Below are 13,573 nucleotides of genomic sequence, written 5' to 3' on the forward strand. Positions count from 1 at the left end.
AATTGTGATTGAATTTTTGAATCATAAGCTAATAAAAAAGATCCCGAAGAATAATCTCCGGGATCTTTTTTATTGATTAATAGTAAGAATTAAGTTAAACTTACTCTTACGAATCCTGTAACTTTTAAATCAGCATTTACAGATTTTACATAATCAGCAACAGACTGACCTCCGTCTTTGATAAATGCCTGGTGTACTAAAGTATTCTCTTTGTAGAACTTTTGCATTTTTCCTTTTAGGATATTATCGATGATATTGGCAGGCTTACCTTCTTTAGTAAGAATGTCTCTTTCGATTTCTAATTCTTTATCGATAGTTTCCTGAGATACCTGAGTTTCGTCCAAAGCGATTGGGTTCATTGCAGCTACCTGCATAGAAACAGCTTTAGCAGCTTCTTCAGCACCATCTACTTTTGCAGAAAGAGCCGTGATAGAAGCGATTTTGTTTCCAGCGTGGATATAAGCTCCCAAGAATGGCCCTTCAATTCTTTCGAAAGCACCGATTTCAATTTTTTCACCAATAACACCTGTTTGCTCAACAAGCTTTTCAGCAACAGTGATTCCGTGGAAATCAGTAGCTAAAAGCTCTTCTTTAGAACCCGCAGTAATAGCCATTTCAGCTAATTCATAGGCAAGTTCTACGAAAGCTTCGTTTTTAGCAACGAAGTCAGTTTCACAATTTAAAGAGATAATAGCTCCTAAAGTATTGTCTTCATTTACTCTAGCGATAACTGCTCCTTCAGTAGATTCTCTGTCAGCTCTGTTGGCAGCAACTTTTTGTCCTTTTTTTCTAAGGATTTCTATCGCTTTTTCGAAGTCTCCTTCTGCTTCAACTAAAGCCTTTTTGCAGTCCATCATACCTGCACCTGTTGTGTTTCTCAATTTTGCTACGTCTGCAGCAGCTGGTGTATACATAATATCTGTTATTTTTTTATTAAAATTAAGATTGATTTCTTAGTTTATTTTTAAGCAGTGCAAAGATAATGATTTTAATGATAAACTAAAAAATGACTTTTTGCGTTATTAGCTTAAATTAATAATTTTTTAAAACTTTTGTTAATGAAAAGAATATTTCTTTTGCTGTTTCTTTGTTTATTCTCTCTTGGATTTTCTCAAAAAAAGAAAAAAGCTAAAACTAAGACAGTTACAGAGAAGGAAACCGTAATTATCTACACGGAAGAGGATGCTGAAAACACTAAAGAAGCCAGGGTAATTGCAGGTTTTTTAAAACAGAATCCCGGTCATGCTAAAAATGATCACTTTAAAAGAAAACTCATGGAAATCATTATGGCTGATAATTCTCCAGAAGCAAAGCCGTCTATAAAGCCGATGAGTAAGGATAAACTGGCTAAAATCACTCAGAATAACGAATTAAATACGTCTTCCAGCATATCTAAAACTGTAGTAGCAAATAAAGCTTCCGAAAGAAAGGTGAGCTATGCAGGAGTGAGTGCTAAAAAATCTGAGCCTAGTGAAGAATCGAAGAAGACAGCATCACTATTGACACATCTTTTCAGCAATGATGCAGGACTCAAGGAAGCATATGTAAATATTAAGAATAAATCCAACTGTAATTTGATTGTTAAAATAAGTGGAAAAAAGTATTATAATCTTAGCGTGCCAGCAAAAGGAGAAAACTTTATTCTGATTGATAAAGGGGAGTATGTCCTTACTACGATGGTTTGTGATGCGAAATATTCCTCATTGAAAAAGATTAATAAGGATATTGAGATTCAGCTTAATATGGCAGAATAGATATGAAAATAATAAGAAATAAAAAAAGGTAAGAAAAATTTTTCTTACCTTTTTTTTATCCTTTGAATTGCCCCATGGCAATGAATTTTTCCTGTCTTTGAGTTTCAAGTTCCTGTCCTGTAAACTTTGAAAAAGCTTTGATATTCTGCAATATTGAAGTCTTTAAGTTTAAGAAAGCAGCTTCCGGCTCATAATGAGCACCTCCAAGAGGCTCTTCAATGATTCCGTCAATAAACTTTTCTCTTAAAGCATCTTTAGGTGTAAGGTTTAGCGCGTTGGCAGCATCTTCCTTATGATCCCAGTTTCTCCACAGAATTGATGAACAGCTTTCCGGTGCAATTACAGTATACCATGTATTTTCTAACATATATACTTTATTTCCTACACCTATTCCTAGCGCTCCACCGCTGGCCCCTTCACCAATGATATAGGTAAATATAGGCGTTTTCAGCTGTACCATTTCGAAGATATTTCTGGCGATAGCTTCACCTTGTCCTCTTTCTTCAGCTTCCAGTCCGGGATAAGCTCCCGGTGTATCTACTAAAGTAATAATAGGAATGTGAAACTTCTCAGCCAGCTTCATCAGTCTTAATGCTTTTCTGTATCCTTCAGGATTTGGCATCCCAAATCTTCTGTGTTGTCTTTCTTTTGTTGTTCTCCCTTTTTGAGTTCCTATGATCATTACTTTCTGACCATCAAGAGTTGCCAGTCCGCCAATCATAGCGGGATCATCAGCAAAATTTCTGTCACCATGAAGCTCTAAAAAGCTTCCTTTGTCTACCATTCCTTTGATGTAATCCAAAGTATAAGGACGGTCGGGATGACGGGAAAGTTGTACTCTTTGCCAAGGGGTAAGATTACCATAGATCTCTTTTTTCTTTTCTATGATCTTATCCTCAATTTGGCTGCATGCTAATTTTACATCAACACCACTTTCTTCTCCTACCAATGAACACGTTTGGTATTGATCCATCAGTTCTTTTATAGGAAGTTCGAAACTTAAATATTCCATTCTTGAAGTAAATTAAATCTTTCAAATTTATGAAAAATAATGAAATTCTATTGAAAATTATTTATAGCATTATGTATTCTTACGATGCTTTCTTCTTTTCCCAGGATTTCCAGAATGTCTGGAACATCGGGTCCTTTAAGTTCTCCGACCAGCGATAATCTAAGCGGCATCATAACTTTTCCCATTCCAAGACCCTTGTTTTCTGCGAAATCATGGATTGTGTTTTTTAATATTTCAGCATTAAAATCTGTAGCTTCCAGCTGCGTTGCTAAATCTTTTAGAACAGCTGAAGTTTCATCATTCCATGCTTTTTTAGATGCTTTTTCATCATAAGAAACAGGTGCTTCGAAGAAAAATTTTCCATTTTCATAAATATCTTTAGGAAAAGTAGCTCTTTCCTTCATCAGATGAATAATCTTCAATAATTTTTCATCAGTGATATTTAACTTGAGATCCGAGCTTTTAAGAAGATCTGCCAGTTCTTCATCAGATTTCATCTGAATATACTGGTGATTAAACCATTCTGCTTTTTCTTTACTGAATCTTGCTCCGGCTTTATGTACTTTATGGAGATCAAATTCTTTTGCCATTTCTTCTAATGATAAGATTTCTTTATCATCAGCAGGTGACCAGCCTAATAAAGCCACCATATTGATAAAAGCATCCGGCAAATAACCATTTTCTCTGTATCCCTGAGAAATGTTTCCTGTTTCCGGATCTTTAAAATCTAATGGAAATACAGGGAAGCCGAATTTATCCCCATCTCTTTTGCTTAATTTTCCTTTTCCTTCCGGTTTTAAAATTAAAGAAAGGTGAGCGAATTGAGGAGCTTCCCAACCCATCGCCTCATATAATAAAGTATGCAGTCCTAAAGAAGGCAGCCATTCTTCACCCCGAATTACATGAGTGATTTCCATTTCATGGTCATCTACAATATTGGCAAAATGATAGGTTGGCATACCGTCATTTTTTACCAGTACTTTATCATCTAAAGTATTGGTATTGACGGAAAATTTTCCACGAATAATATCTTCAAGATTCAGAGTCCTGTCTACCGGCATTTTGAATCTTACTACATACGGTACTTTTTCAGACAATAACTTCTGAACTTCCTCTTCAGAAAGAGAAAGACTGTTTTTCAGCTGGTTTCTGGTTTGGTTGTCATAAGAGAAAACGTCACCTCTTGCTTCAAATTCAGTACGGATGGCATCCAGTTCTTCCGGCGTATCAAAGGCCAGATAGGCATAATCTGTTTTTAGAATTTGCTCAGTATATTGATCATAAATATCCCTCCTTTCCGATTGTCTGTAAGGGGCAAATTTCCCTCCCTTTTTTGGGCTTTCATCCGGTATGATCCCGCACCATTCCAAAGCTTCTTCTATATATTCTTCAGCACCTTCCACATATCTTGCGGTATCGGTATCTTCAATTCTTAATACAAAATCACCTCCCTGGTTTTTTGCAAAGAGATAATCATATAATGCAGTTCTTACGCCTCCCAAATGTAAAGGCCCTGTGGGGCTTGGAGCAAAACGTACTCTTACTTTCGACATTTATAAAAAATTTATTGCAAATTTACTTATAATTTATTTTTTTACTGAGGTTTTATTATTTGTTTTTTAGTCTTTATTTCTATTTTTGTATAAAGTAATTAAAAACTATAAATCTATCAAAATATGTTAGAAATAGGTGAAAGACCTTGGGGTAGATACTTCGTATTAGCGGATGAACCTCATTACAAATTAAAGAGACTTGAAGTAGATCCTGGGGGGAAATTATCCTACCAGTATCATCATAAAAGACAGGAACAGTGGACGATTATTGAAGGAGATGCTACTATTGTTCTGGATGATAAAGAAATTAAACTGGGATATGGTGAAAGTATTTTTATTCCTTTAGGAGCTAGGCACCGCATGATGAATCTATCAGACAAACCGGTTGTTTTTATTGAGGTTCAGACAGGAACTTATTTTGGAGAAGATGATATTGTGAGGATTGAGGATGAATATGACAGAAAATAATTAAAAAAAGGCAAAACAATTTGTTTTGCCTTTTTTGTTAATCTCTCCAAATGTATTATATTTACGAATAGTCGCCCTGATATGATAGACATTAAAAAATGTAGGGAGAGTGAAAGTTTCAATATTAATAATGATGAGGAAATAGCTTAAAGATGCTTTAAAATGAATGATATCTCTCTTTTGATAGGATTAAAGAATAATCTTGAATATTCTAAAAGCTGTTACGAGGCAATAAGAAAAAATTATCCGGATACGGAAATCGTTTTGGTGAGCTATGGGAGTTCTGATGGGACAAACGCATGGCTTGAGTCATTGAATGATGATAATGTTGTTTTCTTCTATGATTCCATAGGTAAAACCCTTTCAGATACGTATAATAAAGCGGTGGAAATTGCTACTAAAAATTATGTGTGTTTCTTGCATAATGATATGGTAATTGGTAAAAACTTTCTGTCCGAACTGGAAAAAGTGCTTCCTGAAAATAATTTAGTGTATTACAAAGTAATAGAGCCTCCTATTTTTACCTCTGATAAGAGACTTTGGAAAGAAATACAGGATTTTGGCAGCGATTTTGAAACATTCAGATTTGACGATTTTTTTGAATTTGAAAAAAAACAAACCCGATTAGATGGAGAATATACAAATGATGTTAGTTTCTTTCTTGCAGCAAAAAAAGAGATTTTAACCAGAATAAATGGACTGGACCCTCTTTTTAATCCTATGTTCTGTGAAGATGATGATCTTATATTGAGACTGAGGATGGCTGGAGAAAAAACATTTGTTTGTCCCAATGCTGTAGTCTATCATTTTGTGAGTAAAACGTCAAGATTCTCTGAAGAATATCAGAACAAAACTCAAAAAATAGAAGAGAATTCCTTAAGAAACTTTACTAGAAAATGGGGATTTAATAATCAGTCCAAAGTAAAGAAAAAGCTCAAATACGGATTAATACTGGAAAATTCAGATGATAAAGCAGTGAAGGCTTTAGAAATCTATGTAGACCATATCTATGCTGACTATAATCCTGAGACCTATCTTCATAATGAACAGCCTAATACTTTAATTGATCTGAAAGAAAAGTTTAGATCAAGACATGGCGAATTTCAGGATGATATTATACTAAAGTTTGATGCTAAAAAACTATCGGATAAGAATTTAAGCGTTTTTAGAAATCTTGCTGATATTATAGAAGAAAAGAAACATATAAAGAAAAACTTTTTTCAGAATCTTTTTAATAAGTCTAATGAGCTGAAAATTAATAATCTGAAAATTGAAATCCTGAAGGACAGATCCTACGAATCCCAATTAATACAAAGAAAATAATGCTGAATTTTTTAAGACCTGTTACCGTTACTTATGGCATTACAGTATGTAATGAGTATAAAGAGCTGAAAATTCTTCTGGATGTTTTGATCCCTTTAATTGATAAAAATGATGAGATTCTTGTGTTAAGGGATGTTACCAATCCTGATCAGCAGGTAGGGGATTTGTTGAGAAGCTATCAGCCAAATATTAGAGTTATAGAAGCGAAACTTAATGGAGATTTTGCTACATTTAAAAATAATCTCATTAATCATTCCAAGTCAAGATACCTGTTCCAGATTGATGCAGATGAATATCCGGATGAATACCTAATCAAAAATCTCAAGCCTTATTTGAGAAAAGAGAAAAGTGTAGAATGCTTTTTTGTTCCGAGAATTAATATTGTTGAGGGTATTACAGAGGAATATATTCAGGAAATGAACTGGAATATTGATGAAAAAGGATATATTAATTTTCCCGATTATCAGGCAAGAATTATCAAGAATAATAAAAAAATATTCTGGAAAAATAAAGTGCACGAAGTTTTATACGGAAATAAAAACTTTACTGAAATACCGAAAGACTATAAAATGAGCCTAATTCATATAAAGAATTTTGAAAAACAGAAGAAACAGAATGAATTTTATGATACACTGGGCTAATCTTCCCAGAAGTATTTTCTGTTTTTTCCTGTTAATTTGTTTTGGAAGTTTTTGAACTTAATTTTCCACTGAACGGGTTTTAAACTTCTTATTTTAGCTAATTTTTCCTCTAAAAGTTTAATTTCAAATTGTAAGAGCGACTCTTCATTGGATGTGTTCTGAGATAGATTGGGAATAATTTCTTTATTAATAAGCTCAAGCCGATACTTTATTTTTTCTCCCATAATTTTTGGAGAGAGAAACTTCTTAATATCATTCTGTCCTTTTTGAGCGATATCGGAAGCTAAGTTTTTATTAGAATAGACAAGTTTCATTTGTTGGGAAGCATGGTCGATATCTGCGTCTGCCCATACATCCTTTTCTGTACTGAAGTAGTATTGATTTCCTGTTTTAATCAGATCATATTTTACAAGGAAAGAATTATTGATATTCATGAACTCAGTATTGGCAGAATAAGCGGTAGCAATAACAGGTTTGCCAAGGTACATCGCTTCGGCCATAGTTAATCCGAATCCTTCCGAGCGGTGAAGGGAAACAAAACAATTGCAGCAGTTCATAAGACTGTATAATCTGTCCCGATCCAATATTTCTTCAATAATAATAATACTTTTATTATCTCCCACTCTTTCCATAAGGGATTTTTTTTCTTCCGGAAATTCCTTGGCAATTGAAGTTTTGATGACAAGCAGTACTTCAGGATTATTCTTTCCAAAAGCCATTTCATAAGCATCAATGGTTGCCAGTGGGTTTTTCCGGCTTATGGAACTGTAATAATCGAACATGGTCATGAAGATAAATCGATCTTCCGGAAGATTAAACTCGCTTCTTGTGTAGGAAGGAGCCTCCAACTCTATGGAATGCATCATCTTAATGACAGGAACCGGTGATACTTTTGAAATGGCTTCCGTACAGAAATTACTTGGAACCCATATCTCATTAAACAGGCTAAAGAATACTTTTGATTCTTCGGGGAAATTCTCCAGTTCCCATGCCCAAAATGCAATATTGTATTTATTTTGAAAATAAGATTTATCAGTTTCCTGCATTACCGCATGTAAACGATCAATATTGATCTGTACAAGGTTGATATTGTATGGATTATCTTTAGAAACTGTCAGGGCATTCTGTGTTTCATCCTTTACATGTTTTGAAATAGTAATATTAAAATCATTAATCACATAGGGAATATCTGTTGTTTTTATAGCCCTTATATTTGAGCGTACACCTTCACCCAGCCCAAATTGTTTATTGATATATCCGGAAATATTAACTCCAAAATTAGTGTTATGCCCCATAAATGATTTTAAAAATATAATAACTTGAATATTTGATATGCTATTGGCCGTGTTTGCTTAAGATGGGTCTTTAAATAGACTTCATAATCTTCAATCGATTGCAGCATTTCTGCAAAGGTATGATTGTTATGGTAGTTTTTTATAGAAAGGATCTTATTTTTTTCCTTTTTTAAAATAGAAAACCTCCTTTTTAATAGTCTTAAAGAATCATCCGGATTGTAAGGGTTAAATCTTTGTATTAATCTGGACTTTTCATTTTTTTTATTGTCAAAAAAGACACCTCCTATCTGTTGTAGATCATGAATGCGATAGGATCCGGTTTTTTCATCAAGGAAATAAAATCTGTTTTTAAGAGATGAGACCAATGCAATCCATTCATCATGGTGATAGTGTTGATCGGGAAAAGGAATAATTTCGTTTATTATGGATTTTCTGAAGGCCATATTGGCACCCGTAGCAGTATTCCCGATAAGATTGAAAATTTCAAAATATTTGTATTGTATGTTCCTTGCTTTAAAAAAAGAGAAAATATCCCATATGGTATTTTTGTTAATTCTATTTTCGTTCTCGTCAATGATATAAGCAGATGATGCTATTACATCTATTTCAGTAGATTTTTGGAAGATTTTAAAAAAACTTTCCACTTTGGAAGGAAGCCAAAGATCATCTTGGTCGGAGAGAAAAATAATATCATTGGTACAAAGAGAAATGGCCTTTTCAAAATTTTTGACACTTTTTAAAGTATCATCATTAATATATACTTTAAAAAGGTGAGGGAATTGTATCTGATATTCTGAAAGTATTTTCTGGGTTCCATCTGTAGAAGAATCATCACATATGATAATTTCATCAATAGGAATGGTTTGCGAGAGAATGGAGTCCAGCTGCTTTTTTAAAAAGCGTTCCCCATTAAAAGTGCACATTGCTACAGAAGTTTTCATCATTGCTTAGATATCAAATACTTTCTTTACCCAATTATCCACTGTGTATTTATAGTAAATATCTTCAGGGATTTTCTCATATGGCTTTTCAAAAAATGATTTATCCAGATCACCACATGAATGATCTAAAACCAGAATATTATTCGGATTATAAAAATCATAGGTTTTGATACTTTCATTATCCGTTACAATTTTCTTTTCCAGAGCCATTGCTTCGAAGGCTCTGAAACTTAATCCGTATTGTCCTTCTCTTCTCAGATCCAGTAGAGCTTTTGCCCCCTTGTAATGATCAGGTAATTCCTCATGGCTTACTTTCTTCATACGAAAGACAAGAAATAAATTTTCAGGTAGATTGATAAAAACATTTTTTAACTTATGTTTCCATGTTTTTTTTCCAATGATCATGATCTGGAATTTTAAATCCAGACTCATTAATTTTTTTACCAACATTCTTATAAATGAGAGTCTTTTATTATCATATGAAGTGATATAGAAGAGATCCATTTTAGGAGTTTGAAGAGCAGCCGGAGTGTAGGGTAGGTAAATATAGTTGGTGAGTTTTCCAAAACCATGTTTTTCTACATCTACTTTATCAAAAGAGAAGATCTTGTCAAAAATATGCAGCTTATCCTCCACAGGGACTCTTTCAAGACTGTCATAGAGGTAAGTGATAAGTCTGTCGGTATACTTTTTTATATTTTCTAACGTAGACAGATCAAAAGTATCCGGATTCAGCACAAGGATCTGATCCTGATAACCCAGCTTTTGCAGAGAGTCCAACACATATTTTTGTCTTTTTTCTTTTTTGAGATTTTTTTTAAGAAAAGTTTTACTTAGAGCATTAACAGCTCTTTCATTGAAATTAGAATGAGAGATTTTGCTGATCCGTATGTGATGGGCATCAATACCTTTACGACATAATGCTTCAACAATATGCTTATCGTAATCCCAAAAATCATAACTAATTACACAGATTTTCATTTATTGTTTTCTCTCTCTTTTTAAAGATTCATAGGTCTCAAATACACTAAGGGATTGTAAATAGCAAAGTTGATACCCTTCTTTACCGTCTAAAATACCTAATCTGAGAATATAGGCTTTGAAAAATCTGAAGATAGTTTTGAGATATTGTGTTAAAATGCTAAAACTCTTGCCTTTATAAGCAAGCTCCTGACCTTTCAATATTCCGTAATGAATCATTTTTTTCTTATAAGATTCATAATCTGAAACGGAGAAATGCAGCAGTTTATTTTTTAAGACCCCAATACTACCATTTACATATAATGTTTCGTGAACTTTTTTCTCAGTAACATATCTTGCTTTTGATTTCCTGAAAAGTCTGAAATTCTTATCGGATTGTGTACCGGAAAAATGAATTGGTTTACCCGCAAAAAAGAATTTTCTGTAAAAATAATAGGCGTCCTTTTTATCCGGATTGCCAAGCTCAGAAATAATCTCACTCCGAAGCTGAGGAGTAATCCTTTCATCTCCATCTAGAAATAAAACCCAGTCATTTTGGGCATTATCCAGAGCCAGATTCCTCTGCTGTGTGAAATCTTCGAATTTATTTTGGATAATTCTTACGTTGGGATGCATTTGAGCTATTTTCAAGGTGTCATCTGTACTGTATGAGTCTACGATGATAATTTCATTACAAAAATCAAAGCACCGGATAACTTCCTGTATGTTTTTTTCTTCATTATATGTTATGATAAGTCCACTTATATTCATCACAACTGATCTAAATTTGGAGGATTTAAATTATTAAATAATTTTTTAGAATAATTTTAATTTTCCAAAGATAAGTTTTAATTTGAATTTTATAAGTGTATCAGTGCCTTTTATGTCTATTCTTTGTAGTTCATAAGAGTTTTTTGTTGGAAAATAGTTAATTTTATTTCCGATTCTTACAGCAAATAGTATTCCGCTGTTTTTTAGATTTAAAAAAAGTTTTTCTTTTTCTGTTTTCTTTTTAGGGTATTTTCCATAGGGATAGGCCAATACTTTAGAAAATTCTATTTGATGATCCTTTAAAATTTTCATATTTTCCTGTAGATCAGCTTTTATAAAATTTGTTGTAGAATCTCTGAAGCTTTTATGGGAATGGCTGTGTAAAGCGATCTCAAAACATCTTTTATCCAGACTCCTGATTTCTTCGAAGCTCATCATTTCATAATCTTTATATCCTTCCTGAATAAATTTTGTGGGAATGAATATGGTGGCCTTTAGGTTGAATTTTTCCAAAAGGTAAGGCAGATAATCATAATTATTCTTGTATCCATCATCAAAAGTTATGATAATACTGTTGTTATGGCGAGTGTCAATATCCCTGAAAAATTTGGGATGGTATTTCCTTCGCCTCAGATATTCAAACTGTTTTTCAAGATTTTCCAGGCTTACAGTAAGATCGTCATCACTTTTTATATCGATTTGATGATACATTAAAATAGTAAGTCTGTTTTTAGGAAACAGATAAAGATAGAGACGAAAATAAATGACAATAAAAACGATCACCACAAATGTAATGGAAAAAGAGGTTATCATATTTTACCGTATTTTTTTTCAATCTCGATCAATCTTATCTTTTCATAGAGCTTGATATACTTCAGAAAGGTATAGTATGCCATAGTTTTTGCAATATAAAACCCGGGAAAGCCATCTAGGAATCCCCGTTTAAAAAAGAAAACTTTAATAAATTCAAAAGCCGGGCTCACAATAATTTTAAAGCGGTTGATCTTCTTACCTCTATCAAACATTTTCTCAGCCATCATATCAGAATATTTATTGATTTTGATAATATGGTGATGAATGCTTTTATAGGTGTAATGGTCAAGTTTGCCTTTTAAAATATCTGCTTTTTCATCAGTAATAAGATATTCATGTACTTTATCATCAGAATACCGGGCAGTGCCTCTCCTGAATAACCTTTCACGGCAAACATTGCCCCAGCCTCCATACTTGATAAGATGGATGCCGAGGTGGTTGTTAAATTGAGCTTTATATACATTGAACTCAGGTGTTTCCGATGAAATAACCTTATGGATGGAATTTTGCAATTCCCTATCTGGTATTTCATCTGCGTCTAAAAATAGAACCCAATCCTGAGTACAAAGACTTAATGCATAATTTTTCTGTTCACCATACCCTTTAAATTTCTTTTCAAAAAATTTCACTTGTGGGTATTGAGTACATATTTCTTTTGTTCTGTCTGTTGAAAAGCTGTCAACAATTATAATTTCATCAACTGTGTTTTTAAGTTCGTCTAAAATTCTTACAATATTCTCTTCTTCATTGTAAGTAATGACGACGAGGGAAAGTGTCATTTGTGTTTAAAATTCCAAAATAGTTTTTTCTATAATTTGTGTACAATCTAATAATTGTTCTTCAGTAATTACTAACGGTGGAGCCAGTCTGATAATATTACCATGTGTAGGCTTTGCCAGTAATCCGTTTTCCTTCAGTTTTAAGCAAAGATTCCAAGCTGTAGAGCTTTCAGGAGTATCATTGATTAAAATAGCATTCAATAAACCTTTTCCTCTCACTTTCGTAATGAGGTCAGTTTTCTCTATAATTTTTTCTATTTCAGCTCTGAAGATTTTGCCAAGTTCTTCAGCTCTTTCCGAGAGTTTTTCTTCAGCCACAACATCTAAAGCAGCAACAGCCACTGCACAGGCTAAAGGGTTTCCACCAAATGTAGAGCCATGCTGTCCCGGTTTAATAACATTCATAATAACATTGTCAGCCAGCACTGCAGAAACAGGATACATTCCTCCTGATAATGCTTTCCCTAAAATTAAAATGTCAGGTTGTACATTTTCATGATAACAGGCAATTAATTTTCCGGTTCTGGCAATTCCGGTTTGTACCTCATCAGCAATGAATAGAACGTTATGTTTTTTACATAATTCAGATGATTTTTTTAAGAATCCTTCATCTGGAACATATACACCTGCTTCTCCCTGGATAGGTTCCACTAAAAATGCAGCAATATTCTGAGCTTCTCTTTCCAGTACTTCTTCCAGAGTATTGAGATCATTGTAAGGTATTTTAATGAATCCCGGTGTAAACGGACCATAATTGTTATTAGCATCAGGGTCATTGGAAAAAGACACAATAGTAGTGGTTCTTCCGTGGAAATTATTTTCACAAACAATAATCTTAGCCGCATTTTCACTGATTCCTTTTACTTCATAGCTCCATTTTCTTGCCAGTTTTACAGCTGTTTCTACAGCTTCTGCCCCGGAGTTCATAGGTAATACCTTGTCAAATTTGAAAAGGGAAGTTATTTTTTGTTCATACTCTCCCAGATTAGAATTGTAAAAAGCTCTTGAGGTTAAAGCTAATTTCTGAGCCTGCTGAGTAAGCGCTTCAACAATCTTAGGGTGGGAGTGTCCCTGATTAACAGCAGAATAAGCTGAAAGGAAGTCATAATACCTTTTTCCTTCCACATCCCAAACAAATACACCTTCTCCACGATCCAAAACTACAGGAAGCGGATGATAGTTATGAGCACCATGTTTCTCTTCAAGATCAATATAATATTGAGCATTTTTTGTTGTTTCTGCTGTTGACATATATTTTATTTT

General features: G+C 33.5%; 14 protein-coding genes. 4 read left to right on the top strand and 10 right to left on the bottom strand.

The features are described 5' to 3' along the window. Positions 1-89: 89 nt before the first annotated feature. Complete coding sequence (gene tsf, locus Q0A18_RS07415) at positions 90-914, bottom strand: translation elongation factor Ts (protein WP_292009512.1); 825 nt, start codon at positions 912-914, stop codon at positions 90-92. Between the two features lie 144 nt (positions 915-1,058). Here tsf and Q0A18_RS07420 point away from each other — a divergent pair, with 144 nt between their 5' ends. Then, on the top strand, positions 1,059-1,754 hold the full coding sequence (locus Q0A18_RS07420; protein WP_292009513.1) for a DUF6759 domain-containing protein: 696 nt from the start codon (positions 1,059-1,061) through the stop codon (positions 1,752-1,754). A gap of 55 nt (positions 1,755-1,809) precedes the next feature. On the opposite strand, the gene Q0A18_RS07425 is transcribed toward Q0A18_RS07420, so the two are convergent. Together Q0A18_RS07425 and gltX are read right to left on the bottom strand one after the other, a co-directional pair. Beyond that, on the bottom strand, positions 1,810-2,766 hold the full coding sequence (locus Q0A18_RS07425; RefSeq protein ID WP_292009514.1) for an acetyl-CoA carboxylase carboxyltransferase subunit alpha: 957 nt from the start codon (positions 2,764-2,766) through the stop codon (positions 1,810-1,812). Between the two features lie 47 nt (positions 2,767-2,813). Continuing rightward, positions 2,814-4,319: a glutamate--tRNA ligase gene (gene gltX, locus Q0A18_RS07430; RefSeq protein WP_292009515.1), complete on the bottom strand. Its 1,506-nt coding sequence runs from the start codon at positions 4,317-4,319 to the stop codon at positions 2,814-2,816. Between the two features lie 123 nt (positions 4,320-4,442). Between gltX and Q0A18_RS07435 the strand changes: the two genes are divergently transcribed. The 3 genes from Q0A18_RS07435 (at position 4,443) to Q0A18_RS07445 (ending at position 6,751) form a co-directional block, all read left to right on the top strand. Beyond that, positions 4,443-4,787 carry a phosphomannose isomerase type II C-terminal cupin domain gene (locus tag Q0A18_RS07435; protein WP_292009516.1) on the top strand — a complete coding sequence of 115 codons (345 nt, stop codon included), beginning with the start codon at positions 4,443-4,445 and terminating at the stop codon, positions 4,785-4,787. Positions 4,788-4,949: 162 nt separating this feature from the next. Continuing rightward, a complete protein-coding gene (locus Q0A18_RS07440) occupies positions 4,950-6,110 on the top strand; it encodes a glycosyltransferase (RefSeq protein WP_292009517.1) in 1,161 nt (386 codons plus the stop codon). After that, positions 6,110-6,751, top strand: coding sequence for a glycosyltransferase (locus tag Q0A18_RS07445; protein WP_292009518.1), 642 nt, complete (start codon positions 6,110-6,112; stop codon positions 6,749-6,751). The genes Q0A18_RS07440 and Q0A18_RS07445 overlap by 1 nt, the downstream gene beginning before the upstream one ends. Here the strand turns inward: Q0A18_RS07445 and Q0A18_RS07450 are convergent. Genes Q0A18_RS07450 through rocD form a run of 7 tightly spaced genes read right to left on the bottom strand, consistent with a single transcriptional unit; the run spans position 6,748 to position 13,561 of the window. After that, positions 6,748-8,046, bottom strand: a complete 1,299-nt coding sequence (locus Q0A18_RS07450; protein ID WP_292009519.1) for a glycosyltransferase — start codon at positions 8,044-8,046, stop codon at positions 6,748-6,750. The genes Q0A18_RS07445 and Q0A18_RS07450 overlap by 4 nt on opposite strands. 8 nt (positions 8,047-8,054) lie before the next feature. Then, positions 8,055-8,990, bottom strand: a complete 936-nt coding sequence (locus tag Q0A18_RS07455; protein ID WP_292009520.1) for a glycosyltransferase family 2 protein — start codon at positions 8,988-8,990, stop codon at positions 8,055-8,057. 3 nt (positions 8,991-8,993) lie between these two features. Continuing rightward, positions 8,994-9,968, bottom strand: coding sequence for a hypothetical protein (locus tag Q0A18_RS07460; RefSeq protein WP_292009521.1), 975 nt, complete (start codon positions 9,966-9,968; stop codon positions 8,994-8,996). Then, a complete protein-coding gene (locus Q0A18_RS07465; protein WP_292009535.1) occupies positions 9,969-10,718 on the bottom strand; it encodes a glycosyltransferase family 2 protein in 750 nt (249 codons plus the stop codon). It abuts the gene before it with no gap. Between the two features lie 45 nt (positions 10,719-10,763). Beyond that, complete coding sequence (locus tag Q0A18_RS07470) at positions 10,764-11,531, bottom strand: polysaccharide deacetylase family protein (RefSeq protein ID WP_292009522.1); 768 nt, start codon at positions 11,529-11,531, stop codon at positions 10,764-10,766. Next, on the bottom strand, positions 11,528-12,310 hold the full coding sequence (locus Q0A18_RS07475; RefSeq protein WP_292009523.1) for a glycosyltransferase family 2 protein: 783 nt from the start codon (positions 12,308-12,310) through the stop codon (positions 11,528-11,530). Before Q0A18_RS07475 ends, Q0A18_RS07470 begins: the two co-directional genes overlap by 4 nt. A 6-nt stretch (positions 12,311-12,316) precedes the next feature. Next, positions 12,317-13,561: an ornithine--oxo-acid transaminase gene (gene rocD, locus Q0A18_RS07480; protein ID WP_292009524.1), complete on the bottom strand. Its 1,245-nt coding sequence runs from the start codon at positions 13,559-13,561 to the stop codon at positions 12,317-12,319. Between the last annotated feature and the right edge of the window lie 12 nt (positions 13,562-13,573).

It is taken from the genome of Chryseobacterium sp., from assembly GCF_022712095.1.
Lineage (GTDB): Bacteria > Bacteroidota > Bacteroidia > Flavobacteriales > Weeksellaceae > Chryseobacterium.